The 21,343-nt window shown below is 71.4% G+C and carries 18 protein-coding genes, 1 tRNA gene and 1 pseudogene; 15 read left to right on the forward strand and 5 right to left on the reverse strand.

The features are described from left to right. The first annotated feature begins 474 nt into the window (after positions 1–474). From ABD067_RS15235 to ABD067_RS15245, 3 genes are all read left to right on the forward strand, one after another. Entirely contained in the window at positions 475–1,440 is a 966-nt protein-coding gene (locus tag ABD067_RS15235; RefSeq protein ID WP_343896200.1) for a TAXI family TRAP transporter solute-binding subunit, read from the forward strand. 29 nt (positions 1,441–1,469) lie between these two features. Continuing rightward, entirely contained in the window at positions 1,470–1,964 is a 495-nt protein-coding gene (locus ABD067_RS15240) for a DsrE family protein (protein WP_343896201.1), read from the forward strand. 453 nt (positions 1,965–2,417) lie between these two features. Further along, complete coding sequence (locus tag ABD067_RS15245) at positions 2,418–3,395, forward strand: Bug family tripartite tricarboxylate transporter substrate binding protein (protein ID WP_343896202.1); 978 nt, start codon at positions 2,418–2,420, stop codon at positions 3,393–3,395. A 327-nt stretch (positions 3,396–3,722) separates the two neighbouring features. Here the strand turns inward: ABD067_RS15245 and ABD067_RS15250 are convergent, their stop codons facing one another. Both ABD067_RS15250 and ABD067_RS15255 read right to left on the reverse strand, forming a co-directional pair. Next, positions 3,723–3,935: a PfkB family carbohydrate kinase gene (locus ABD067_RS15250; protein WP_343896203.1), complete on the reverse strand. Its 213-nt coding sequence runs from the start codon at positions 3,933–3,935 to the stop codon at positions 3,723–3,725. Positions 3,936–4,026: 91 nt separating this feature from the next. Next, positions 4,027–5,268, reverse strand: a pseudogene (locus tag ABD067_RS15255) (PfkB family carbohydrate kinase); the annotation flags it as partial. A 23-nt stretch (positions 5,269–5,291) separates the two neighbouring features. On the opposite strand from ABD067_RS15255, the gene ABD067_RS15260 reads away from it, so the two are divergent. The 7 genes from ABD067_RS15260 to ABD067_RS15290 all read left to right on the forward strand — a co-directional run bounded on the left by ABD067_RS15260 (position 5,292) and on the right by ABD067_RS15290 (position 13,510). Next, entirely contained in the window at positions 5,292–6,230 is a 939-nt protein-coding gene (locus tag ABD067_RS15260; protein ID WP_343896204.1) for an IS5 family transposase, read from the forward strand. A 377-nt stretch (positions 6,231–6,607) separates the two neighbouring features. Then, on the forward strand, positions 6,608–6,829 hold the full coding sequence (locus tag ABD067_RS15265) for a DUF4089 domain-containing protein (RefSeq protein WP_343896205.1): 222 nt from the start codon (positions 6,608–6,610) through the stop codon (positions 6,827–6,829). 47 nt (positions 6,830–6,876) lie between these two features. Beyond that, a complete protein-coding gene (locus ABD067_RS15270; RefSeq protein ID WP_456305253.1) occupies positions 6,877–8,220 on the forward strand; it encodes an AtzE family amidohydrolase in 1,344 nt (447 codons plus the stop codon). Between the two features lie 3 nt (positions 8,221–8,223). Beyond that, positions 8,224–8,607 (forward strand): oxalurate catabolism protein HpxZ, encoded by a 384-nt coding sequence (gene hpxZ / locus ABD067_RS15275; RefSeq protein ID WP_343896207.1) that lies wholly within the window; start codon positions 8,224–8,226, stop codon positions 8,605–8,607. Between the two features lie 187 nt (positions 8,608–8,794). Continuing rightward, positions 8,795–10,570: an N-acetylglutaminylglutamine amidotransferase gene (locus tag ABD067_RS15280; protein WP_343896208.1), complete on the forward strand. Its 1,776-nt coding sequence runs from the start codon at positions 8,795–8,797 to the stop codon at positions 10,568–10,570. Positions 10,571–10,661: 91 nt separating this feature from the next. Continuing rightward, a complete protein-coding gene (gene ngg, locus ABD067_RS15285; protein ID WP_343896209.1) occupies positions 10,662–12,335 on the forward strand; it encodes an N-acetylglutaminylglutamine synthetase in 1,674 nt (557 codons plus the stop codon). Next, complete coding sequence (locus ABD067_RS15290) at positions 12,332–13,510, forward strand: osmoprotectant NAGGN system M42 family peptidase (protein ID WP_343896210.1); 1,179 nt, start codon at positions 12,332–12,334, stop codon at positions 13,508–13,510. The genes ngg and ABD067_RS15290 overlap by 4 nt, the downstream gene beginning before the upstream one ends. Positions 13,511–13,638: 128 nt before the next feature. Here the strand turns inward: ABD067_RS15290 and ABD067_RS15295 are convergent, their stop codons facing one another. Together ABD067_RS15295 and ABD067_RS15300 are read right to left on the reverse strand one after the other, a co-directional pair. After that, on the reverse strand, positions 13,639–15,354 hold the full coding sequence (locus ABD067_RS15295; protein WP_343896211.1) for an OPT family oligopeptide transporter: 1,716 nt from the start codon (positions 15,352–15,354) through the stop codon (positions 13,639–13,641). A gap of 762 nt (positions 15,355–16,116) precedes the next feature. Further along, a tRNA-Arg gene (locus ABD067_RS15300) sits at positions 16,117–16,193 on the reverse strand. A 114-nt stretch (positions 16,194–16,307) separates the two neighbouring features. Between ABD067_RS15300 and gtdA the strand changes: the two genes are divergently transcribed. Next, on the forward strand, positions 16,308–17,384 hold the full coding sequence (gene gtdA, locus ABD067_RS15305) for a gentisate 1,2-dioxygenase (protein WP_343896212.1): 1,077 nt from the start codon (positions 16,308–16,310) through the stop codon (positions 17,382–17,384). Positions 17,385–17,451: 67 nt separating this feature from the next. Further along, complete coding sequence (locus tag ABD067_RS15310) at positions 17,452–17,844, forward strand: hypothetical protein (protein WP_343896213.1); 393 nt, start codon at positions 17,452–17,454, stop codon at positions 17,842–17,844. A 28-nt stretch (positions 17,845–17,872) separates the two neighbouring features. On the opposite strand, the gene ABD067_RS15315 is transcribed toward ABD067_RS15310, so the two are convergent. Beyond that, a complete protein-coding gene (locus ABD067_RS15315) occupies positions 17,873–18,916 on the reverse strand; it encodes an NAD(P)/FAD-dependent oxidoreductase (protein WP_343896214.1) in 1,044 nt (347 codons plus the stop codon). A 165-nt stretch (positions 18,917–19,081) separates the two neighbouring features. On the opposite strand from ABD067_RS15315, the gene tsaE reads away from it, so the two are divergent. The 3 genes from tsaE to ABD067_RS15330 are packed head-to-tail and all read left to right on the forward strand — an operon-like array spanning position 19,082 to position 21,290. Further along, positions 19,082–19,558, forward strand: coding sequence for a tRNA (adenosine(37)-N6)-threonylcarbamoyltransferase complex ATPase subunit type 1 TsaE (gene tsaE / locus ABD067_RS15320; RefSeq protein WP_343896215.1), 477 nt, complete (start codon positions 19,082–19,084; stop codon positions 19,556–19,558). Continuing rightward, positions 19,555–20,565: an aminoglycoside phosphotransferase family protein gene (locus ABD067_RS15325; RefSeq protein WP_343896216.1), complete on the forward strand. Its 1,011-nt coding sequence runs from the start codon at positions 19,555–19,557 to the stop codon at positions 20,563–20,565. The genes tsaE and ABD067_RS15325 overlap by 4 nt, the downstream gene beginning before the upstream one ends. Beyond that, complete coding sequence (locus tag ABD067_RS15330; RefSeq protein ID WP_343896217.1) at positions 20,562–21,290, forward strand: nucleotidyltransferase family protein; 729 nt, start codon at positions 20,562–20,564, stop codon at positions 21,288–21,290. Before ABD067_RS15325 ends, ABD067_RS15330 begins: the two co-directional genes overlap by 4 nt. The last annotated feature ends 53 nt before the right edge of the window (positions 21,291–21,343 follow it).

Below are 21,343 nucleotides of genomic sequence, written 5' to 3' on the forward strand. Positions count from 1 at the left end.
GCGGAGCGCGTCCCACGGTCGCGGCTTCCATCCCACCTGCCGAAGCAGTGCTAACACGACGATACAGCGCGGACCCGCAACAACTGACCTCAATACGGACCGCGCGTCTACTTTCCTCTACCAGCACATACAATTCGAGCACACCATCAGGAAAAAACCGCTTGCGGGCGGAAGTGTCGTGACAGATGCTGGCTCAGGCCATTGCACAAGATATTACCAGAGATTGAGGCGCTTCGATCGTTTTCGCGCGGCATGGCCGGAGGAGCTGAGACTAGCTTCGGCGCGCCTGCGGCGCGGTACCACAACGAAGTCGTGCGGGGCGATGGGGGATGCGACACCGATCCTGGGCGGCCTAAACGTCAGGGCAAGCACATGAGCACGAGGCGCGCGGCTGGAGTCGGCCTCTTCGGTCTTCTCACAAGCTTTGTACAACCACCCAGTCCTGCCGCCGCGCAGCCCCGCGCCGACCGGCCGGTGAACAGGTCAGACACGGCCGCCAAGAACAGGCTCAACGCCTGGACGGTGGGGTTGGCAGGCGGCTTGCTCGAAGGGGCGCCGATCCGCTTCGCCACCGAGATCGCCCGCGTGGTGGACGAAGGCGATGCCCTCCACGTCCTCCCCATCGTCACACGCGGGCCGGCGGAGAATGTCGAGGCGCTGCTGTATCTGCGCGGCGTCGACGCGGCGATCATCAACGCCGATGCGCTCGAGCAATTCCGCACCCTGGTCCCGAACATCGACCAACGCATCAACTACGTCCTCAACCTCTTCCCTTCAGAACTGCACATTCTCGTCCGTCCCGAGATCCAGTCCCTCGCCGACCTCAAAGGAAAAAGGATCAACTTCAACACGCCCGGCACCACAGCAGCCTATTCGGGCCCGTTGATCTTCAATCGGCTCAAGCTCGACGTGGAGAAGACCTTCATTCCGCACCCAGCCGCGATCGAGCAGATGCGCAAGGGTGAGGGCGGCATGGCTGGCGTCGTGTTCATCACGTCGAAGCCGGTCGACGCGTTCCTGCGCGGGCGTTGGGACCCCGGCTTCAAGTTCCTGCCCGTGGGGATCGAGGACGGCGATTTCTACACGACCTACCTCCCCTCGGCCCTGACCTCGAAGGATTATCCGCAACTCGTCCCGGAGGGCCAGGAAGTCCAGACCATCTCGGTGCCCACCATTCTCGCCGCCTACAACTGGCCGAAGGGCTCGGACCGCTACGCCCGGGTCGCGCGCTTGGTGGACCATCTGTTCAGCCGGCTCGATCAGTTGCGCACGCCGGGCTTCCATCCCGCTTGGCGCGACGTGAACATCGTGGCGGAGGTGCCGGGTCTGAGACGGTTCGCCCCGGCGCAGGAGTGGATCGACCGCAACGCCCCCGACCGTCCGCAACGCGCATCCGGTGCGGCGGCCTCCGGCGCGCCCACGGGAGGGCCGCAGCGTTGAACGCCCCCTCTCAACTCCGGAGCAGCCCCATGACCAGCCATCCCGGCTTGACCGCCCTCCTGCTCGCCTCGCTGGCGGCGATGCCCGTTCTCACCTCTCCGGTTTGGGCGCAATCGTCGACCCCGTCTTCCTCGCGTCAGCATATGGGCGAGAGGAAACAGCACCGCGTCGTCATCCAGGTGAGCGAGAACGACCCGAAGATCATGAATTTGGCGCTCAACAACGCCGAGAACCTGGCGAAATTCTACGAGCAGTCGGGCGAGGCAGCGCAGATCGAGATCGTCGCCTATGGACCTGGGCTCAACATGGTCCGCAGCGACACCTCGCCGGTGAAGGATCGCCTCGCCGCGCTGGTCGGCAGGCCGCAGCCGATCACCTTCACAGGCTGCGGCAACACGATGAGCGCGCAGTCGAAGCAGGAAGGCAAGGACATCAGCCTGCTGCCCGAGACGAATCTGGTTCCCACCGGCATCGGCCGTATAGTGCAATTGCAGGAGCAGGGGTGGACCTACATCCGTCCATAGCCATGCGTCGTTCGGCACCCCTGGTGTGGCTTTTCGCTTCCGCTACTCTCGCCCTGGTCACGGCGGAACCCACGCACACGTTGGCGCAGACGCAGACCGAATGCGAGCCGAAGCGCCGATCCTGCATAGCCGAATGCCGCGCCCAGTATTTCAGCGTTGATCCGAAGCGCAGCGCGTGCATCGCCAACTGCGAGGCCGCGGCAAACAGATGCATGCGCGGGGGCACGACGCAGCGGCAAGAAGATCCACGAGCTTGCGCTGTGCCATGGTGTCTCCCTCAACAGTCGTGAACGGATTTGCAGCGCTTCGGCAGACGGGCTGGACCTCTCGGGAGGTGCGACCGCTCCGTGACAAAGGTTTCGGTCTGGGGAGGTTACGGCATTGCGTCCGTTCTGGGTGGGTTTAAGCTCGGGCCATTCCGATCCGCCCGCCGCAGATCCGAGATCCGCCACGATGCCGACCCGTCGCGCGCTCGTCGCCCTCCCCGCCGCGCTGGCCACGATGGCGGCGCTTCCCTCCCCTGGGAAGGCGGCGTCCTGGCCCGAGCGGCCGCTCCGCTGGCTCGTCGGCTTCCCGCCAGGCGGCGCGCCGGACCTCCTCACGCGCATCCTGGCGCAACGGTTGGAGGCGGAACTCGGCCAGCCCGTCGTGGTGGAGAACCGGCCCGGTGCCGCCGGCAACCTCGCCGCCGCGGCGCTCGCCCGCGCCGCGCCGGACGGGCTTACCTTCGGCACGCTGTTCGCCGCCACGCTCGCGGTCAATCGGCACGTCTACCGCAGCCTTCCCTTCGATCCGCGGCGCGACTTCGCCCTCATCAGCGAGTTCGCGCGCTTCCCTTCCGCGGTTATGGTGCATCCCTCCGTCCCGGTTTCGAGCGTCGCCGAGCTCGGCGCTTGGATGAGGGCGCAAGCCGCGCCCCCGATCTGCGCCACGCCGGGCGCGGGCGTCATCCCCCACCTCGCGACCGAGATGCTGCTCCGGCGGCTGGAAACGCGCTGCGAACTGGTCCACTACCGCGGCAACCCCGACGCGCTGCGTGACTTGGCGGCCGGGCGCGCGCAGGTGATGGTGGATGCGTTTCCGACCGCGCTGCCCTTGGTGCGGGACGGCCGCGCCCGTGCGGTGGCGGTCACCAGCCCCCGCCGTTCGCCGCTGACGCCGGATCTCCCGGCGGTCGCAGAGACCCTGCCGGGCTTCGAGACGGCGTCGTGGCTCGCCGTCGGCGCCCCTGCGGGCCTGCCCGAGGCTGTCGCCGCGCGCTTGAGCGCCGCCGTGATGGCCGCAACCCGCGATCCGGACACCGCGCGGCGCTTCGCCACCCTGGGGGCCGAAGCCATCGGCTCGACGCGTGAAGAGCTTGCGACACGCGTCGCGGCCGAGGACGAGCGCTGGGGCGAGCTGGTCCGCGCCGCGGGCATCACCGCCGACTAGCACCGCGTTGGCGCGCCGTCACCGGACGAGGTCCTGAGCCAAGTGCCGCGGCGCGGGCAGCGGGGCGGCGAGCGAGCGCGTGGCGGCACGCCGTTGCGGGACGGCGCCCGCCTACTCGCCGCCCCGCTCGCCGGGGGTTTGTTGGGAGCGTACCTGCCCGCGACTTTCACTTCGACCGACTGCCCGGCTCCGGTGCCGCCCGGCCAAGCGGTGGCAACAGCGGCGGCCGGCGCCATCCTGCCGGCGTACAGCCACCAGAACGCGGACCGCCGCGCCGTCCCGACCAGCATTTCCCGAGGCGGCTGCAGGGCGGAGGCGTTCGCAAGCTCAAGCCGAAAAGCGGAGGAACGCTTCCGTCTCGGCGGCGCCGGGCATCGCAGCCGCGGCGCCCGGGCGGGTGCAGGCGATCGCGGCCGCCGCCGCGGCGCGCAGCATCGCCCCCTCCAAAGGCGCGCCCGCTTCCAGCGCCGCGGCCAGCACGCCGCACCAGCAATCGCCGGCGCCGGTCGTGTCGATTGCCGCGACGGGGAAGGCGGGCACGCGCGCGGTCCCGGCCGCGGTCGCCGCCTCCGGCCCCTGCCTCGCCGCGCGTCACAGCCACATCCGGCCCGCCGCCGAGCGCCGCCCGCAAAGCCGCCGCGTCGGCTCCGCAGCCGAACCGCGCCGCGAGCCAAGCGGCCTCGTGCTCGTTCGCCACCAGCAGATCCACCGCCTGCAACGCGCCGTCCGGCAGCGAACCCGGAGGGGCCAAGTTCAGCACCGACCGAGACCCGCGGGTCCGCGCCCGGGCGATCAGGCGCGCGGTTTCCGCCGGCGACACCTCCATCTGCAACAGCAGCACGGTTCCCGGGTCCAGCGCGGCGTCTTCCACCTGCACCGCGCGGGCGAGCGCGTTCGCGCCCGAGGCCACCGCTATCTGGTTGCGCCCCGCCGGATCGACGCAGACGGCCGCGCAGCCCGTCGGCGCGCCCAGCGCCGCCACGCGCGAAAGATCGACCCCCGCCGCCCTCGAAGCCGAAAGGGCGACATCCGCCAGCGGGTCGCGCCCGACCGCCCCCGCCAGAGCCAGCCGCGCCCCGTCCCGCGCGGCGGCCACGGCTTGGTTCGCGCCCTTCCCGCCGGGCAGCGCCCGGTACGCTTCGCCGAGGACGGTGCGTCCGGGCGCCGGCAACTCCGGCAGGGCGAAGACGAGGTCGGCGTTGACGGAGCCGAAAACGAGTACAGGCACTCCGCACCTCCTTGCCCATGATCGCCAAACCACCGCATCGGCCACAGGGGTGCCGCGGCCGGAGGCGGAGCCGAGGGCGGCGAACGACGCCGGGCCGGAGTCCCGGAGGGCAATCCCTGGCGGTAGAGCGCACGATCGCCGCGGTCCCCCACGGGTGTCGCTCCGGCCGAAGAGCGCGCCCCGGAAGCAGGGGTAGTCCCTTCGGCTCGCCCGTTCCACAGACCGCCACCCACCTCGGCGGTCCCCTTCCACGATCCATCCGGGGCCCGTCGGCAGTCCGTGCACGACCGGCGGCGCGAACCGCAGGCTTGGCATGCCGACACGAGCGCGCGGCATGCGTTTTGCAAAGCCCTCGGCCGTTGAAACCGGGATGCGGTGCCATGGACGCAAGCGGCGCGGCGGCGGCCCCAAAAGCCGCGAGAGATGATGCACTTCAACATGCGCTCCGATGCCAGGGGCGCCGCCCAGACTGCGCTCCACCTCGGCCTGCTCGCCGGTTGCGGCGCCCTGGTCGCCGCGGCGCCCGGCGCGTCCGCGCTGCCCGCGATGCGGTCCCGCGCCCGGGCGCATCCGGCACATGCCTTTCGGTATGACGAGAGCTGTGCGCGGATGTGCTTGAGGCGACGCGGCGCGCTCTGATTCCATGATGCCGTCGGCAGGAGGTGGCGATGGCAAGGCGGCGGATCGGACAGGAGGACCTCATCGCGCGGCCGGAGCCGCGCGCGGCATCATCGCTGGCGGAGCTCGCGGCGCTGCTCGACTGGACTGAGGTCGACCGCCACCTCGCCGGCATCTCGGCCGCGGCGAAGGGCGAACTCGGCTGGCCGCCTTTGGCCCTGTTCCGCGCCCTGCTGCTGGCGACCTGGCACGACCTCTCCGACGTGCGGCTCGCCGAAGCGTTGGACGACCGCGCCAGCTTCCGCCGCTTTTGCGGCTTCGCCGCGCACGAGCCCACCCCCGAGCGCACCGCCTTCGTCCGCTTCCGGCGCGAGCTGGTCCGCCGCGGCCTGGACCGGGCGCTGTTCGAGGCGGTCACGCGCCAGCTGGAGGCCAAGGGCGTCGCGGTGCGCACGGGCACGCTGGTGGACGCGACCCTGATCCCGTCGGCCAGTATCGGCGGCGACGGCGAGGCCCGCTGGGCCGGGCACCGCCGGCGCAGGCCCACCCACGGCTACAAGGCGCACGTGGCCGCCGACGAAGGCGCCGGCCTGGTCCGCGGCGTCGAGGTCACCACGGCCAATGTCCACGACGCCGCTATGCTGGATGCGGTGCTGCCGCCGGAGCCGGGCGACGTCTACGCCGACAGCGCCTTCACCGGCGCGCCCGCCGAGCGGGTGATCACCGCTTGCGGCGGCCGGCCGCGCACGGTGTGGACCGGCATCTGGGGCCGCGGGCCGGAGGCGCTCGATCGGCTGCACGCGCACAACGCCGCGGTGCGCCGCATCCGCTGCCGCATCGAGAAGGTGTTCGGCACCTGGAAGCGCAGCTACGGCCTGCGGCGGATGCGTTGGATCGGCCTGGCCAAGGCGGGGCTGCAAGTCAGGCTCGCGGCCATGGCCTACAACCTGCGGCGGACGCTCACCCTCCTGCACGCCGACGTGGCTTGATCGGGGAGGAGTCTGTCCAGACCGCGGCGATCGGCCCGCCGGCAGCCGAGACGAAGCCCCGGCACCGCATCCAGCGCCTCAACGTCCCGGGAACGCGGAATGCGCAGCCTCCCAGACGCTCCGCGCACAGCTCTCATGACGCGCCCTGTTCGCCCCGTTGCGGCGCTGGCCGCGGCCGCCGCAACGCCCGAAGGCCCGGGAGCGGCGCCCGCGCCCCGCTTGTTTGGCAAGCCGAGCAGCCCCATAGACCCGGATGCCTGCCGCTTCCACGGTCGCTGCCCGAGCGGGCGGGACCCGTGCCGCGCCGTGCCGCCGCCTTTGCGGCCGATGCCCGATGGCCGCCGCGTCGCCTGCCACTTCCCAGCCGGAGTCGCCGCATGAGCAGCACGCCTCCCGACCCCTCCGCCTTCGACGCCGAGGCCTACGCGCGCGCGGCCGCGGCGGCGCTCGGCCTGCCGCTCGACCCCCGCCACCGGCCCGGCGTCGCCGCGAACCTCCGCCTCGCGGCGCGTATGGCCGCCGCTGTGGAGGGCCTGCCGCTCGCGCCCGCCGACGAGCCGGCGCCGGTTTTCGTCGCCGGCCGGAACGCGCCCGGTTGAGCGCGGCGGAAACCGCGGCCGCCGTCCGCGCCGGACGCCGTTCCGCGATGGAGGTGGTCGAGTCCGCGCTGGCCGACATCGCCGTGCGCGACCGAACGCTCAACTGCTTCACCGCCGTCACCGCCGACCGCGCGCGGGCGGAGGCGGCGGCCGTGGACGCCGCGGTGGCCGCGGGGCGCGATCCCGGCCCGCTCGCCGGCGTGCCGGTGGCCGCGAAGAACCTGTTCGACATCGAGGGCCTGACCACCCTCGCGGGCTCCAAGATCGAGCGGGACAAGCCGGCGGCCGCGCGCGACACCTTCGTGCTTCGCCGGCTGCGCGCCGCGGGGGCCGTGCCGGTGGGCGCCCTCAACATGGACGAGTACGCCTACGGCTTCACCACGGAAAACCATCATCATGGCCCGACGCGCAATCCGCACGACCCGGGACGCATCGCCGGCGGCTCCTCCGGCGGCTCCGCGGCCGCGGTCGCGGCGGGTCTGGTTCCCCTCTCGCTCGGCAGCGACACTAACGGCTCCATCCGCGTGCCAGCGTCGCTCTGCGGCGTCTTCGGCCTGAAGCCCACCTACGGCCGCCTGTCGCGGGGCGGCGCCTACCCCTTCGCCGCGTCCTTCGACCACGTAGGTCCCTTCGCGCGGAGCGCCGCCGACCTAGCCCTGGCCTACGACGCGGCGCAGGGCGCCGACCCGGACGACCCGGCGCAGCAATGGCGCGAGCCGGCGCCCGCTTCCCCGCTGCTCGACAGCGGCATCGGCGCGCTGCGGATCGCGGTGGCCGACGGTCACTTCGCCCGCAACGGCCACGGGGAAGCCTTCGCCGCCGTGGCCGCCGCGGCGCGCGCCCTCGGCGCCACGGCGCGGGTCGAGGTGCCGGAAGCGGCGCGCGGCCGGGCCGCCGCCTTCCTCATCACCATGGCCGAAGGCGGCAACCTGCACCTGCCCGACCTGCGGACCCGGCCAGACGACTTCGACCCCATGACCCGCGACCGCTTCCTGGCCGGCGCGCTGCTGCCCGCGTCGTGGCTCCTGCAGGCCCAGCGCGTCCGCGCCGCGTACCGGGCGCGCGTGCTGCCGTTGTTCGAGGAATGGGATCTGCTCCTTACGCCGGCCACGCCCTACGTGGCGCCGCGCATCGGGCAGGACACCGTCGAGGTGGACGGCGAAGCGGTGCCCGTGCGACCCAATCTCGGCGTCTACACGCAACCGATCTCCTGCATCGGCCTGCCCGCCATGTCGGTCCCCCTGGTCGATCCGGGCGCCGCGGGCGCCCCCGGCGGCCTGCCGATCGGCTTGCAACTCGTCGCCGCCCCGTGGCGCGAGGACCTGCTCTTCCGCGCCGCCCGCGCCCTGGAGCGCGCCGGCGTCGCCGGTTCCCCAACCCCTCCGAGGTGAACCATGGAAATCAACGACCCCGAGGTGGTGGCGGAGGTCACGACCGCGTTTCGACGCTACGAGGCGGCGCTGGTGTCCAACGACGTCGCGGTGCTCGACGAGTTGTTCTGGGACGACCCGCTCACCATCCGTTACGGCATCGCCGAGAACCTTTACGGGTATGGGGAGATCAAGGCGTTCCGCGCAGGGCGCTCCCCCGCCGGCTTGGCGCGGGAGTTGGACAGGACGGTCATCACCACCTACGGCCGCGACATGGCGACCGCGAACACGCTGTTCCGGCGCGGCGGGCGCCTCGGCCGCCAGAGCCAGACCTGGGCGCGCACGCCGGGAGGCTGGCGCGTCGTCTCGGCCCATGTGAGCCTGATGCCGGAAGGGAGCAGCGCTTGACCATGCCCGGTGACGCAGATCGCGCGCGGCGCTTGAGCCGCCACCTCGCCCCGCCCACGGCCGACGACGCCAAGCGGCCCGTTTCAGTTCTTCACCGACGCCGTCGGCACCTCCCCGTGCGCTTCTCGGCAACCCGCTTCCCAACCGATCGTTGTCACGTTCGGGTCTTTTTTGCGGCGCAGCAATAATGTGTGGAATTTGCGGTGAACTGAATTTCCGGGGACGCCCTGCGGACGCCGCGGCGATCACCCGCATGACGCAGGCGCTCGAACGGCGCGGCCCCGATTCGTCCGGCCTCGTCATGCGCGGTCATGTCGGCTTCGGCCACCGGCGGCTGAAGATCATCGACCTCTCGGAGCGGGCAGAGCAGCCCATGGTGGACCCCGCCCTCGGGCTCACCATCGTTTTCAACGGCTGCATCTACAACTACCCGGAGTTGCGCGCCGAACTCGAAGCGCTCGGCTACACCTTCTTCTCGCATGGCGACACCGAGGTGATCCTCAAGGCTTGGCACGCCTGGGGGATGGGGTGCGTCGACCGCTTCCTGGGCATGTTCGCCTTCGTCCTGCACGAGCGCGAGACCGGGCGCGTGGTGATGGCCCGCGACCGCTTCGGCATCAAGCCGCTCTACCTGGCGGAAGGCGACGGCGGGTTGCGCTTCGCGTCGTCCATCCCCGCTCTGCTGGCTGGCGGCGGCGTGGACACCGAGATCGACCGGGCCGGCCTCCACCACTACATGACCTTCCACGCCGTCGTACCCGCGCCGCGCACCCTGCTTCGGGGCGTGAAGAAGTTCCCCGCCGCGACGATCCGCGTCATGGAGCCCGACGGGAGCGCGAAGGAACGCATCTATTGGGCGCCTCGATACGAGCGCCGCGCCGAGGACGGCCGGCTTTCGGCCGAGGACTGGCGAGACCGGGTGCTAGCGTCCCTGCGCACGGCCGTGAAGCGCCGCATGGTGTCGGATGTGCCGGTCGGCGTGCTCCTCTCGGGCGGCGTCGACTCCAGCGTCATCGTCGGGCTGCTGGCCGAAGCCGGCCAAGCGGACCTCATGACCTTCTCGGTCGGCTTCGAGGAAGCCCATGGCGAGAAAGGCGACGAGTTCGTTTACTCCGACCTCATCGCCCGGCATTACGGCACCAAGCACCACAAGATCTTCGTGCCCTCCGACGGGCTGCTCGACGCCCTCCCCGGGACTCTCGGCGCCATGTCGGAGCCGATGGTGTCCTACGACAACGTGGGCTTCTACCTGCTGTCGAAGGAGGTCTCGAAGCACATCAAGGTCGTGCAATCGGGCCAGGGCGCCGACGAAGTCTTCGGCGGCTACCATTGGTACCCGCCGCTGCTGCACTCCAAGGACGCGCTCGGCGACTATGCGCGCGCCTTCTTCGACCGCGACCATGCCACCCTCGCGACGCAACTCGCGCCCGAGTGGCTGGCGCAGGAAGACGTGAGCCGAGGTTTCGTCGCCGAGCACTTCGCGCAGCCCGGTGCCGAAACGCCGGTGGACAGGGCGCTCCGCCTCGACGCTCAAGTCATGCTGGTGGAAGACCCGGTCAAGCGGGTCGACAACATGACCATGGCTTGGGGCCTCGAAGCCCGCGTCCCGTTCCTGGACCACGAACTCGCGGAACTCGCCGCCCGGATTCCGCCGGAACTCAAGTTGCGCGACGGGGGCAAGGGCGTGCTGAAGGACGCCGCCCGCCTCGTCATCCCGCACGAGGTCATCGACCGCAAGAAGGGCTACTTCCCGGTCCCGGCCCTGAAGTACATCCAGGGGCCTTACCTGGACCTCGTGCGTGACACCCTGACGTCCCGGGCAGCGCGGCAGCGCGGCTTGTTCCGGCCCGAGTACCTCGAGCGCCTCTTCGCGGCGCCGACGGAGCACATCACGCCGCTGCGCGGTTCGGAGTTGTGGCAGGCCGCGGTCATCGAGATGTGGCTGCAAGCCAATCGGATCTGAGGGGGATGGGATGCACCACGCTCGGCCCGGCCGCCGGCGGGACCCACTCGGCGGCACTCCCGCCGCCAGGCCGCCGGCCACGGATGTGACGGTGGATTGCGGTTGGGGGCGGCTGCTGTTCGGCCAGACCTTCAGCGATCCGCACGCGCTCGCCGAGGCCATGCGCGCCGAGTCCCCCGATCGCCGGGACATCGCTTTCTACATCAGCGATCCGCACGTGCTGCTCGCTAAGGCGCCGCTCGAAATCTTCCTCGACCCCTCGCACACCTTCCGGCTCGACCTCGCGTCCGGCCCGGGGAACGGCGGGCGCGAGGCGCGCGGCTTCGCGGTCCGCAAGCTGGCGCCGCGCGCCGACGCCGCGGACGTGAACCGCATCTACGCAGCGCGTCGCATGGTCCCCGTGCCGCCCGAGTTCTTCGAGCGGAACGCGGACAACCCCGCAGTCATCTACCTGGTGGCCGAAGACGAACGCACCGGCGGCGTGATCGGCACCGTTATGGGCGTTGACCACGGCCGCGCCTTCGGGGACCCCGAGCGCGGGAGTTCGCTTTGGTGCCTCGCCGTCGATCCCCAAGCGTCACAGCCGGGCATCGGGGAGGCTCTGGTGCGGCACTTGGCCGAGCACTTCAAGCAGGGCGGCGCCGGCCACATGGACTTGTCGGTGCTGCATGACAACGACTTGGCCATAGCCCTGTACGAAAAGCTGGGTTTCCGACGCATCCCCTTCTTCGCCGTGAAAAGAAAGAACACGATCAACGAAAGGCTCTTCACCGTGCCGCTCGACGACCAAGGCCTCAATCCGTACGCCCGCCTCATCACGGACGAGGCGAGGCGGCGCGGCATCATGGTCGAGGTCATCGATGCCAGAGGAGGTTTCTTCAGACTGACGCACGGCGGACGCACCGTGCGGTGCCGTGAGAGCCTGTCCGAGCTGACCTCCGCGGTCGCCATGTCGATCTGCGACGACAAAGCGGTCACCCGGCGGATCGTCGAGCGCGCCGGCGTCGTCGTTCCGGAACAATTGGAAGTGGCGGGCGACGGGCACGCGGAACTAGAGGCGTTCCTCCGCCGCCACGGCAAGATCGTGGTGAAGCCCGCGAGGGGGGAGCAAGGGAAAGGCGTCGCGGTCGGCCTCGACACCATGGACGCGGTCACCGCGGCGGTTGCGTCCGCCCGGACCGTCTCGGACCGGATCATCGTCGAGCAGCATGTGACCGGCGAGGACCTGCGCCTCGTCGTGATCGACTACAAGTTGGTCGCCGCCGCCGTCCGCCGGCCTCCCCGCGTGGTGGGCGACGGCCGGTCGGACATCCGCGCGCTCATCGACCGCCAAAGCCGCCGCCGCGCCGCCGCGACCGGGGGCGAGTCGCGCATCCCCGTCGACGACGAGGCCATGCGCTGCCTCGCGGGGCAGGGTCACGGCCTCGACGACGTCCTGGCGGAAGGCGTCGAAATCGTCGTCCGCAAGGCCGCGAACCTCCACGCCGGCGGCACCATCCACGACGTGACCGGGGAGGTCCATCCCCGTTTGGTCGACGCGGCGATCCGGGCCGCCCAAGCGATCGAGATCCCCGTCGTCGGCATCGACTTCGTCGTGGCCGCGCCGGACCGGCCGGATTACGCCTTCATAGAGGCCAACGAACGCCCGGGCCTCGCCAACCACGAGCCGCAGCCGACTGCGGAGCGCTTCGTGGACCTCCTGTTCCCGCAGTCGGTCCCGGTGTCGGCCCGGTCGGCGGCGGACAGGGGGAACGATTGCGCATGACGCGATTGGCCATAGACACCGATTACCTGCGCAACTGGCTGGCCCGGCTGCTCGAACTGCCGAGCCCGACCGGGTACACGGACACCATCGCCCGGGAATGCTGCGGCGAGTTGGAGCGGCTCGGCATCCGTTACGAGCTGACGCGGCGCGGCGCCATCCGCGCGAAGTTCCCCGGCCTCCGGGCAAAGCCGGCGCGCGCCATCATCTCGCACCTCGACACCCTCGGGGCGCAGGTGAAGGCCTTGAAGCCGAACGGGCGCCTGGGGATCGTGCCGATCGGCAACTGGTCCGCGCGCTTCGCCGAGGGCGCGCGCTGCACGATCTTCTCGGAGAAGGGCAGCTACCGCGGCACGATCCTGCCGCTCATGGCGTCGGGGCACACCTTCAACGAAGCAGTCGACACCCAGCCGACGGGCTGGGACCATATCGAGTTGCGCGTGGACACGCTGGCCCGGGACGCGAAAGACCTGCGCCAGACCGGGATCGACATAGGCGACACCATCGCCATCGACGCGCGACCGGAATTCATGGCCAACGGCTTCATCAACTCCCGCCACCTCGACAACAAGGCGGGCGTGGCGACCATGTTCGCCGCCTTGGCCGCTTTGGCGCGGGACGAGATGGAGCCGCCGGTCGACACCTACTGGCTGTTCTCCATCGCCGAGGAGACGGGCGTCGGCGCCTCCTCGGTCCTCGTCCCCGACGTGGCCTCGATGGTGACCATCGACAACGGCACCACCGCGCCTGGCCAGAACTCCTCGGAATTCGGTGTCACGGTCGCCATGGCCGACCAGACCGGGCCCTTCGACTACCACCTGACGCGGAAGCTGGTGCAGCTCTGCCGCGACAACGACATCCGGTACCAGAAGGATGTCTTCCGCTATTACCGCTCGGACTCGGCCTCCGCTGTGGAAGCGGGCGCCGACGTGCGGACGGCGCTGATCACCTTCGGCGTCGACGCGTCGCACGGATACGAGCGCATCCACATGCACGCCCTCCGGTCGCTAGCCGAGTTGGTGACGAGCTACGTCCTCAGCCCCGTCGAGATCACGCGGGACGCGGAGGAACTCGCGGGCCTCCAGGGCTTCACGAGCCAGCCGACCGAAGCGGCCGAGGACGTCCGGCCCAAGGAGGCGGGTCGTCGCGTCGCGGACTGGGCGGACCCTGTTGAATGAATCGGGGAGGGATTATCGCGGAAACGCCGCATCGCGGGATTGCTCCGGCTCCCCTCGAACTTCGCGGCGCTCCGTCAAACGCGATGCGGTTGATGCGCTGAACACGGGCGGGCAACCCGCCGCTGGACTCACACGTGCCGGAGCAACTGCCAAAGCGAGGCGCCGACGCCGGTCACGCTTTCGCCGGCTACAAGGCCCGCCGCCGCGGTGATGGCGAAGCGGTCCCTCAGGCCGGGCCAGCGCAGCCCGGCCGCCCAGGCGAGCGCCGCGCCAAACGCCATCATGCCAGAAACCGATGCGGGCAGGATGAAGGACAACCCGAGCGCGGCCGCGCTCGGCAGATACCCCGCCCACCGGGACGGCGCCACCACCTCCAGCACGCCCAGCACGAGGCCGGCCAATCCGCCGAGCAGGATGGCCCAGCGGACGCTCGAGGACAACGATTCCAGCCCCAAGGCGAGCGTCTGGGCCACGGCCTTCCAGGTGGCCGCCGCGGGCGCCGGCCATTCCTCGGTGAGGAGCATCGCCCGGGGATCGGGGATCAGCGCCTTGTAAACGAGCACGCCCACCGCGCTGCCGACCGCGATCCCCAGGCATTGGGCGATCACCTGCTTCGAAGGCGTCGCGCCGATGGCCTTTCCCACCTTGAAGTCGTTCATCAAGTCGGTGCATTGCCCGGCCGCGCCGCCGGCCGTGTTGGCGCCCATGAGATTGGTCGAGACCTGGCCAGGCGCGACGACGCCGAAGCCGAGCTGCGACAGCTGGCCGATGGCCCCGATGGGCGGGATGCCGGTGGCGCCAACCACTCTAGCGGCTACCGCCGCCAAGCAGAGCGCCAGCGGGATCGTCAGCAGCGCCATGAACACGTCTATGCCGAACAACGCGGCCTGCAGGGCGACGACCAGCAGCACGGCCAAGCACAGGCCGAGCGCGGGCACCCGCTCCGGACGGCGCAGGCGGAAGCGCCCGGCCGCGGCCGCCGCGTCCCCCTCGCCCCGTCGGAACAAGCGCAGCGCCAACGAGGACAGCGTGGCGCAGACCATGAGGCTGACGCCCGGCCAGAGCAGCCACTCGACCAGCGCGGCGAACTGCGGCCCTTCGCTCCCTGCCGGCAACGCGACCAAGCCTTGCGAAAGCAGCCAAGGCGCCACCCCGCCCCACGCGAGCACGGCGCCCAACAACAACGACAACCCCACCCGCATCCCGATGATGCCTCCGAACCCCACCAGCAGCAGGGACGGATCGAGGGTGAAGGTGAGCCGCTCCAACTGGGCAGTGGGCGCCCACCGGGGCAGCGCCCAATAGAAGGCGTCCACCCACTTCACGAGGCCGGACAGCGAGGCCGCGCCGAAGAGCACCGCGATCCGCTTCGCCGCTTCGCGGCCATGCCCGTAAACTTGCGTGAGGGCTTCGAGGGTGGCCCTTCCTTCGGGGAATTTGAGCTTGTCGTCGTCGATCAGCGAGGGCCTCAGGTACCAAGCGATCCAGATGCCCAGGAAGCTGACGGAGAACACCCAGGCCGCCATCGGCGCGGCCGGCAACGCCTCGCCGGTCAACAGCGTGTAGGCCGGTATCGGCGCCACCAACCCACCGGAGATGACCGAAGCCGCGGCGGAGGCGACGGTCTGGCTTATGTTGCTCTCGTGCAGCGTCCACGAGGGCCCCTTCCGGACCCGGGCCGCCAAGCCCTGCCAGAAGACGAACCCCACCAGCAGCGCGATGATCGACATGTTGAAGGACCAGCCGATCTTCAGGCCGGCGTAGACGTTAGACGGCGTCAAAAAGACACCCAGCAGCGCCCCAGTCAGCGCCGCCCGCAGACTCAGCTCGCGCTCTACGGGCATGGCGGGGTCTCGACGCGACGTGGGTGCCGCGGGCTGCCGCGGCCACCAGCGGTTTCTGACGAATGCGGCAGTGCGTTCCCCCAGCCCCCAGGAAGAACACCGGAAATGCCGCGCCAAGCCGGTGAAAATCTTCGTCCCCTGGACGGGATTCGAGTCCGTTTCACCGCGGTGGTGAACGCGCGTGCCTTGCCCATCAGGAGGTCAGCGGTACCGCCGATCGCTGAAACCGCCAACCGGCGTGCGTGGGAGCGGGCTCTCTCGGCTCTTGCGTCGCCAGCAGGCCGGGTCTCGGCGGCGCCGAGCCTATCCGCGGTGGCCTCCGTGCCTTCGATCGCATGGGCACCTTCGGCCGCTTGCCTTGCCTAGTGTCGCCGGCACCTCGACCTGCCGCAGCTTGGCCACGATCTCCTCTGGCTTGTGCTGCTTCCGGGCCACTCCGCTCCAGCGTTCCGCCGGGCTCGTGCTGCCGGCGGACCGCTTCTTTTGCGGAAGCACGTCACATTTCGGGTCGAGCTACCGCCTGGGGGACAGTGCCTGCAATGGACCACCCCTGACCGACTTCAGCACCGCCAAACGCCACGAGGTGATTCTGCCGCTCTCCTTGGAATCGTGCCGTCCTGCATCCACCAGGGCATGAGCGCCGCGATTTCAGCAGCGACGCAAAGAACAAGCAGCGCGGCACGACACCGGTCGCAGGCAGCGCCCGGCTCACTGCAGGCCGTCAAGGCAACTCTTCTAACCGAGTGGTGCCTAAAGGAAGCTTGGCGGACCCGAGACGATTCGAACGTCCGGCCTTTGCCTTCGGAGGGCAACGCTCTATCCAGCTGAGCTACGGGTCCGTGCATCCTTCTTAACCTGCTTGGCCAGGCAACGGAAGCCCCGCCCCGCGGCGAATTGGTGTCCGGAACCGTTGACCTGGTAAACTGGAGGCCGGACGGCAGGAGGAAAGAGCCATGGACGGCACCACGCCGGCGGCGCACGCCGCCAACACCCAGCAGGCGCAATTGCAGTCCCTCTACGAGGACATGCGCCCGCACGGCCTTTTCCCGCTCTGGGAAGTGCTGCACGCCCTGGTCACGCCCACCCCGCGCTCGCCCGCACAGGCGCACCTGTGGTCTTACGCGCCCGCGCGCAACCTGCTGCTCCGGGCCGGCGACCTCATCAGCGCCGAACAGGCCGAGCGCCGCGTGCTGATCCTGGAGAACCCCGGCATGCCCGGCTCCTCCGCGGTCACGCCGAGCCTCTACGCCGGCCTCCAGCTCATCATGCCCGGCGAGGTGGCGCCGGCCCACCGCCACACGCAATGCGCGCTCCGCTTCGTCATGGAGGGCGACGGCGCCTTCACCGCGGTGGACGGCGAACGCGCGGTGATGCGCCCCTTCGACCTCGTGCTCACGCCGAACTGGCAGTGGCACGACCACGGCAACGACAGCGGCCGGCCGATGATCTGGCTGGACGGGCTCGATATCCCGACCGTGCGCTTTTACGACGCGTCCTTCGCCGAGCGCGCGGAGCAGAAGGCGCAGGGCGAGGCGCTGCCCCCGGGCGACAGCATGCGCCGCTACGGCCGCAACATGCGCCCTTTCCGCGCCACCGCCGCCGACCGCCGCCCGGCGCACCAGCCGCTGTTCCACTACCCGTACTCGGAATGGCGCGAGAGCCTCTCGGCGCTGGCCGCCGCCGAGGACCCGGACCCGCACCTCGGCCACGCCATGGAGTTCACCAACCCGGCCGACGGCGGCCCGGTGATGCCAACCATCTCCGCCCACGTCCGCCACCTGCCGGCCGGTTTCGAAACCCGCCCGCGTCGCTCGACCGACGGCACGGTGCTGGTGGTGGTGGAAGGCCGCGGCACGGCGCGGGTGGACGGCCGGGAGTTCGCGCTCTCCGAACGCGACCTGCTCGTCGTGCCCTCCTGGCACGCGCTGGAGCTGCGGGCCGAGAGCCGCTTGGTGCTGTTCGGCTACTCCGACCGCGCGGCGCAGGAGAAACTGCGTTTGTTCCGGGAAGAACGCGCCGCCACGGCCTGACCGCCACGGGTGAACCCGCTTTCCACCGCCGCGTTCGCCCCGCAACCAGCGCAGAGCAGGAACCGCCATGTCCGGCCAGAACGACCCCAAGACCACGCAAGAACGCACCGACCGCACCCCCGACAACAACGTCGAGGCGGCGGTGGAGGGCACCTTCCCCGCCAGCGACCCCATGGGCACAGTCGCCTCCCAGGGCGCGCGCGCCGTGCCGATGGACGAACTGATGCGCGGCGGCGGCGACAAGCCCCAGAGCGGCACCGCCACCTTGACCGCCCGGTTCGACGGCATGGAATCGGCGAAGCTCGCGGTCGAGGCGCTGGTGCGCGACGGCCCGGTGGACCGCGGCTGCGCGGAGTTCGAGCGCGCCGGCGACGCGGCGACGGTGCGTCTCGCCGTGCCGCAAGCCGACAAGCAGCGGCTCGAAGAGATGCTCCACCGGCAGCCCGGCCGGACCGGCTGATCCCGACGGTTGCCGCCGCCGGGCGCCCTCAGCCCGGCGGCTTGGCCCCGCTGGCCGCGCCCGGCGCCTGCACGCCCTTGGTGGTGGAATACTCGAAGTGCAGCGCCTCCCCCGGGAACACCAGGGGATGTATGGCGTGCGCCGCCATCGCCGCCTCCGAAAACCCTTGCAGGATCAGCTTGAGCTTGCCCGGATAAGCGGCGACGTCACCGATGGCGAAGACGCCCGGGATGCTGGTCCGGCAGGTGGAGGGCTCCACGGAGACGTGGCTGTGGTCGAGCCCCAGCCCCCAATGCGCGATCGGGCCGAGTTCCATCGACAGGCCGAAGAAGGCCAGCAGGTGGTCCGCCGGCACCGTCCGCGTCTCGCCCTTGAGCGTCGCCAGCACCACGCCGGACAGGCGCGAGCCGTCGCCCTCCAGCCCGCGGAGCTGGTAGGGCACCGCCATCTCGATCTCGCCGCGCGCCGCCGCCTGCTCCAGCCGCGCGGCACTGTCCGGCGCGGCGCGGAACTTGGGGCGGCGGTGGACCATGGTGACGCGGGCGATGCCCTTGAGCGACAGCGCCCAGTCCACCGCCGAGTCGCCCCCGCCCGCGATCACCACGCGCTTGCCGGCGAACTCCTCCCGCCGCGCCACCATGTAGCGCACCGCGCCCGAGGCCTCGTAACCGGCCAGCTTCTCCAGGGGCGGCCGGTTCGGCCCGAAGGCGCCTGCGCCCGCGGCCACGATCACCGCCCGCGCCCGGATGGTGTCGCCCTGCGAGGTGCCCAGGGTGAACTCGCCGTCGGCCTCCGTCAGCCGCTCCACGCGCCGGCCCAACAGGTAGAGCGGCGTGAACGGCGCCGCCTGCCGCTCCAGCTTCTCGATCAGCGCCGCCGCGTCGATCGCCGGGTGGGCCGGGATGTCGTAGATCGGCTTCTCCGGGTAGAGAGCCGTGCATTGCCCGCCGATCGCGTCCAGCGCGTCCACCACCGCGCAGCGCATCCGCAGCATCCCGCACTCGAACACCGCGAAGAGCCCGACCGGCCCGGCCCCGATGATCGCAACGTCCGTTTCGACCGTGGCGGCCATGATTCCCCTTCCCAGAACAGGACCGGGAGATAGGGCCGGGTCCTCCGGTGCGAAACCCGGACGGTGACGAACCCGGCGGCCACGCCTGCGCCGGATCGGGGCGCAGGACGCGAGAACACCTTCCAAGAATCAACGCCGCGGCGTAGAGGATGGACCGGCGCCCCGATGCAGCGACCCGACGAAGGCCCGACCATCACCGTGCACCTGGACAGCCTCGCCGACACCGAGCGCCTCGCCGCGCGCCTGGCCTCGGCCCTCCGGCCGGGCGACGCGCTGCTGCTGGAAGGGCCGCTCGGCGCCGGCAAGAGCGCCCTCGCCCGCGCCGTGCTGCGCCGCTTGGCGGGCGACCCGACGCTGGAGGTGCCCTCGCCCTCCTTCACCCTGGTCCAGTCCTACGACCTGCCGGACGGCGGCGCGGCCCACCACTACGACCTGTACCGCCTGTCCGGCCCGGCCGACCTCCGGGAACTCGGCTGGGACGAGGCGCGGGAGGGCATCGTCCTGGTGGAATGGCCCGACCGCCTCGGCGCGCTCAGGCCGGACGACGCCATCGCCCTGGCCCTGGCGCCCGGCGAAGGGGAGGAGCAACGGTTCGCCACCCTTTCCGGCCCGCCGGAACGGCTGCGGACCCTCGCGCCGTGAGGTTCCCCGAGCCCTTCCTCGCCGCCCACGGCTACAGCGCGGCGGCGCGCGAGCCCCTGCCCGCCGACGCCAGCCACCGCCGCTACGCCCGCCTGCGCGGCGGCCCGCGCCCGGCCCTGTTGATGGACGCGCCACCGCCCGAGGACGTGCGCCCCTTCGCCGACCTCGCGCGCCACTTGCTCGCCGCCGGCCTGTCCGTGCCCGAGATCCTGGCCGAAGACCCGGCCGCCGGCTTCCTCATCGTCGAGGACTTCGGCGAGCAGACCCACGCCGGCCTGCTCGACGCCGGAGCCGACCCCGCGCCGCTCTACGGCGAAGCCGCCGAGGCCCTGGCCGCCCTGCACGCCGCGCCGCCCCCTCCCGGCCTGCCACGCTGGGACGCGGAAGCCATGTCCAAGGCGACGGCGGCCACCTTCCTCGACTGGTGGTGGCCCGCCGCCTTCGGCGCCGCCCCCTCGCCCGCCGTCCGCGCCGGGTTGGACGAAGCGCTCCGCGCCACCCTGGCCCCCTTCGCGGCCGCGCGCGGCATCGTCCACCGCGACTTCTTCCCCGCCAACCTGATGCGCCTGCCCGACCGCGAAGGCCCGCGCCGCACCGGCATCCTCGACTTCCAGGACGCCGCCCTCGGCCACCCCGCCTACGACGTGGCTTCCCTGGTGGAGGACGCGCGGCGGGACGTGGCGCCGGAGGTCCGCCGCGCCGCCCTCGCCCGCTACCTCGCGCTCCGCCCCGGCCTGGACCGCGGCGAATTCCTCGCCGCCCTGGCCGCGCACGGCGCGCAGCGGCACCTCCGCGTCGCCGCCCTCTGGGTCCGGCTCGAACGGCGCGACAACAAGCCCGGCTACCTCCGCCACGGCCCGCGCTGCTGGGCGCTGCTGGACCGCGCCCTGTCGCAGCCCGCTTGCGCCCCGCTCCGCGCCTTCATGGACGCCCACGTGCCGCGGGAGATGCGCCGCAACCCCGCGGCGCCCGCCGCCGGTACCGTTCCCGCGGAGGCCGGCGAATGATCGACCTGTCCCGCGGCATGGTGCTGGCGGCCGGCCTCGGCCTGCGCATGCGCCCGCTCACGCTGGACACCGCGAAGCCCCTGCTGACGCTGGCGGGCCGCGCCCTGCTCGACCACGCGCTCGACCGGCTGGAAGAAGCGGGCGTGCGCGAAGCGGTGGTGAACGCGCATTGGCACGCCGACAAGGTCGCGGCGACGGTCGCCGAGCGGAGCACCCCTCGCATCCACCTCCAGCGCGAGGAAGAACCGCTGGAAACCGGCGGCGGCGTTGCCCGCGCTCTGCCCCGCCTCGGCCCCGGCCCCTTCGCGGTGGCCAACGGCGACAGCATGTGGCTCGACGGCCCGATCGCTGCCCTCGCGCGCCTCGCCGCCGCCTTCGACCCGGAGCGGATGGACGGCCTCCTGCTGCTGGTCCGCAGCGCCCAGGTGGAGGGCGAGGTCGGGAGCGGCGACTTCCTGCTCGACCCGCTCGGCCGCCTCCGCCGCCCCAAGGAGCGCGAGGTGGCGCCCTACATCTTCGCCGGCGTCCAGATCCTCACGCCCGCCATCTTCGCCGAGGCGCCCACCGGCCGCTTCAGCCTGAACCGCGTTTACGACCGCGCCATCGCCGCCGGCCGCCTCTTCGCCCTGGTCCACGATGGGGTGTGGTTCCACCTCTCCACGCCGCCCGACCTGGAGCGCGCCGAAGCGGCGATGCGCGACGGGCTCGCCAAGGCGCCGTTTTGAAGGACCGCCCGATGATGGCCGCGAGCCGACCCGACGGCGCCCGCCCGGCCCGG

The sequence above is a fragment of the Craurococcus roseus genome, from assembly GCF_039523795.1.
Taxonomy (GTDB): domain Bacteria; phylum Pseudomonadota; class Alphaproteobacteria; order Acetobacterales; family Acetobacteraceae; genus Craurococcus; species Craurococcus roseus.

What these genes read in the sequence shown, in the direction of transcription:
- ABD067_RS15240 (WP_343896201.1), top strand. Translation starts at nt 1,470, where the DNA reads ATGACCAGCCATCCCGGCTTGACCGCCCTCCTGCTCGCCTCGCTGGCG.
- ABD067_RS15245 (WP_343896202.1), top strand. Translation starts at nt 2,418, where the DNA reads ATGCCGACCCGTCGCGCGCTCGTCGCCCTCCCCGCCGCGCTGGCCACG.
- ABD067_RS15260 (WP_343896204.1), top strand. Translation starts at nt 5,292, where the DNA reads ATGGCAAGGCGGCGGATCGGACAGGAGGACCTCATCGCGCGGCCGGAG.
- ABD067_RS15265 (WP_343896205.1), top strand. Translation starts at nt 6,608, where the DNA reads ATGAGCAGCACGCCTCCCGACCCCTCCGCCTTCGACGCCGAGGCCTAC.
- ABD067_RS15270 (WP_456305253.1), top strand. Translation starts at nt 6,877, where the DNA reads ATGGAGGTGGTCGAGTCCGCGCTGGCCGACATCGCCGTGCGCGACCGA.
- hpxZ (WP_343896207.1), top strand. Translation starts at nt 8,224, where the DNA reads ATGGAAATCAACGACCCCGAGGTGGTGGCGGAGGTCACGACCGCGTTT.
- ABD067_RS15280 (WP_343896208.1), top strand. Translation starts at nt 8,795, where the DNA reads ATGTGTGGAATTTGCGGTGAACTGAATTTCCGGGGACGCCCTGCGGAC.
- ABD067_RS15290 (WP_343896210.1), top strand. Translation starts at nt 12,332, where the DNA reads ATGACGCGATTGGCCATAGACACCGATTACCTGCGCAACTGGCTGGCC.
- ABD067_RS15295 (WP_343896211.1), bottom strand. Translation starts at nt 15,354, where the DNA reads ATGCCCGTAGAGCGCGAGCTGAGTCTGCGGGCGGCGCTGACTGGGGCG.
- gtdA (WP_343896212.1), top strand. Translation starts at nt 16,308, where the DNA reads ATGGACGGCACCACGCCGGCGGCGCACGCCGCCAACACCCAGCAGGCG.
- ABD067_RS15310 (WP_343896213.1), top strand. Translation starts at nt 17,452, where the DNA reads ATGTCCGGCCAGAACGACCCCAAGACCACGCAAGAACGCACCGACCGC.
- ABD067_RS15315 (WP_343896214.1), bottom strand. Translation starts at nt 18,916, where the DNA reads ATGGCCGCCACGGTCGAAACGGACGTTGCGATCATCGGGGCCGGGCCG.
- tsaE (WP_343896215.1), top strand. Translation starts at nt 19,082, where the DNA reads ATGCAGCGACCCGACGAAGGCCCGACCATCACCGTGCACCTGGACAGC.
- ABD067_RS15330 (WP_343896217.1), top strand. Translation starts at nt 20,562, where the DNA reads ATGATCGACCTGTCCCGCGGCATGGTGCTGGCGGCCGGCCTCGGCCTG.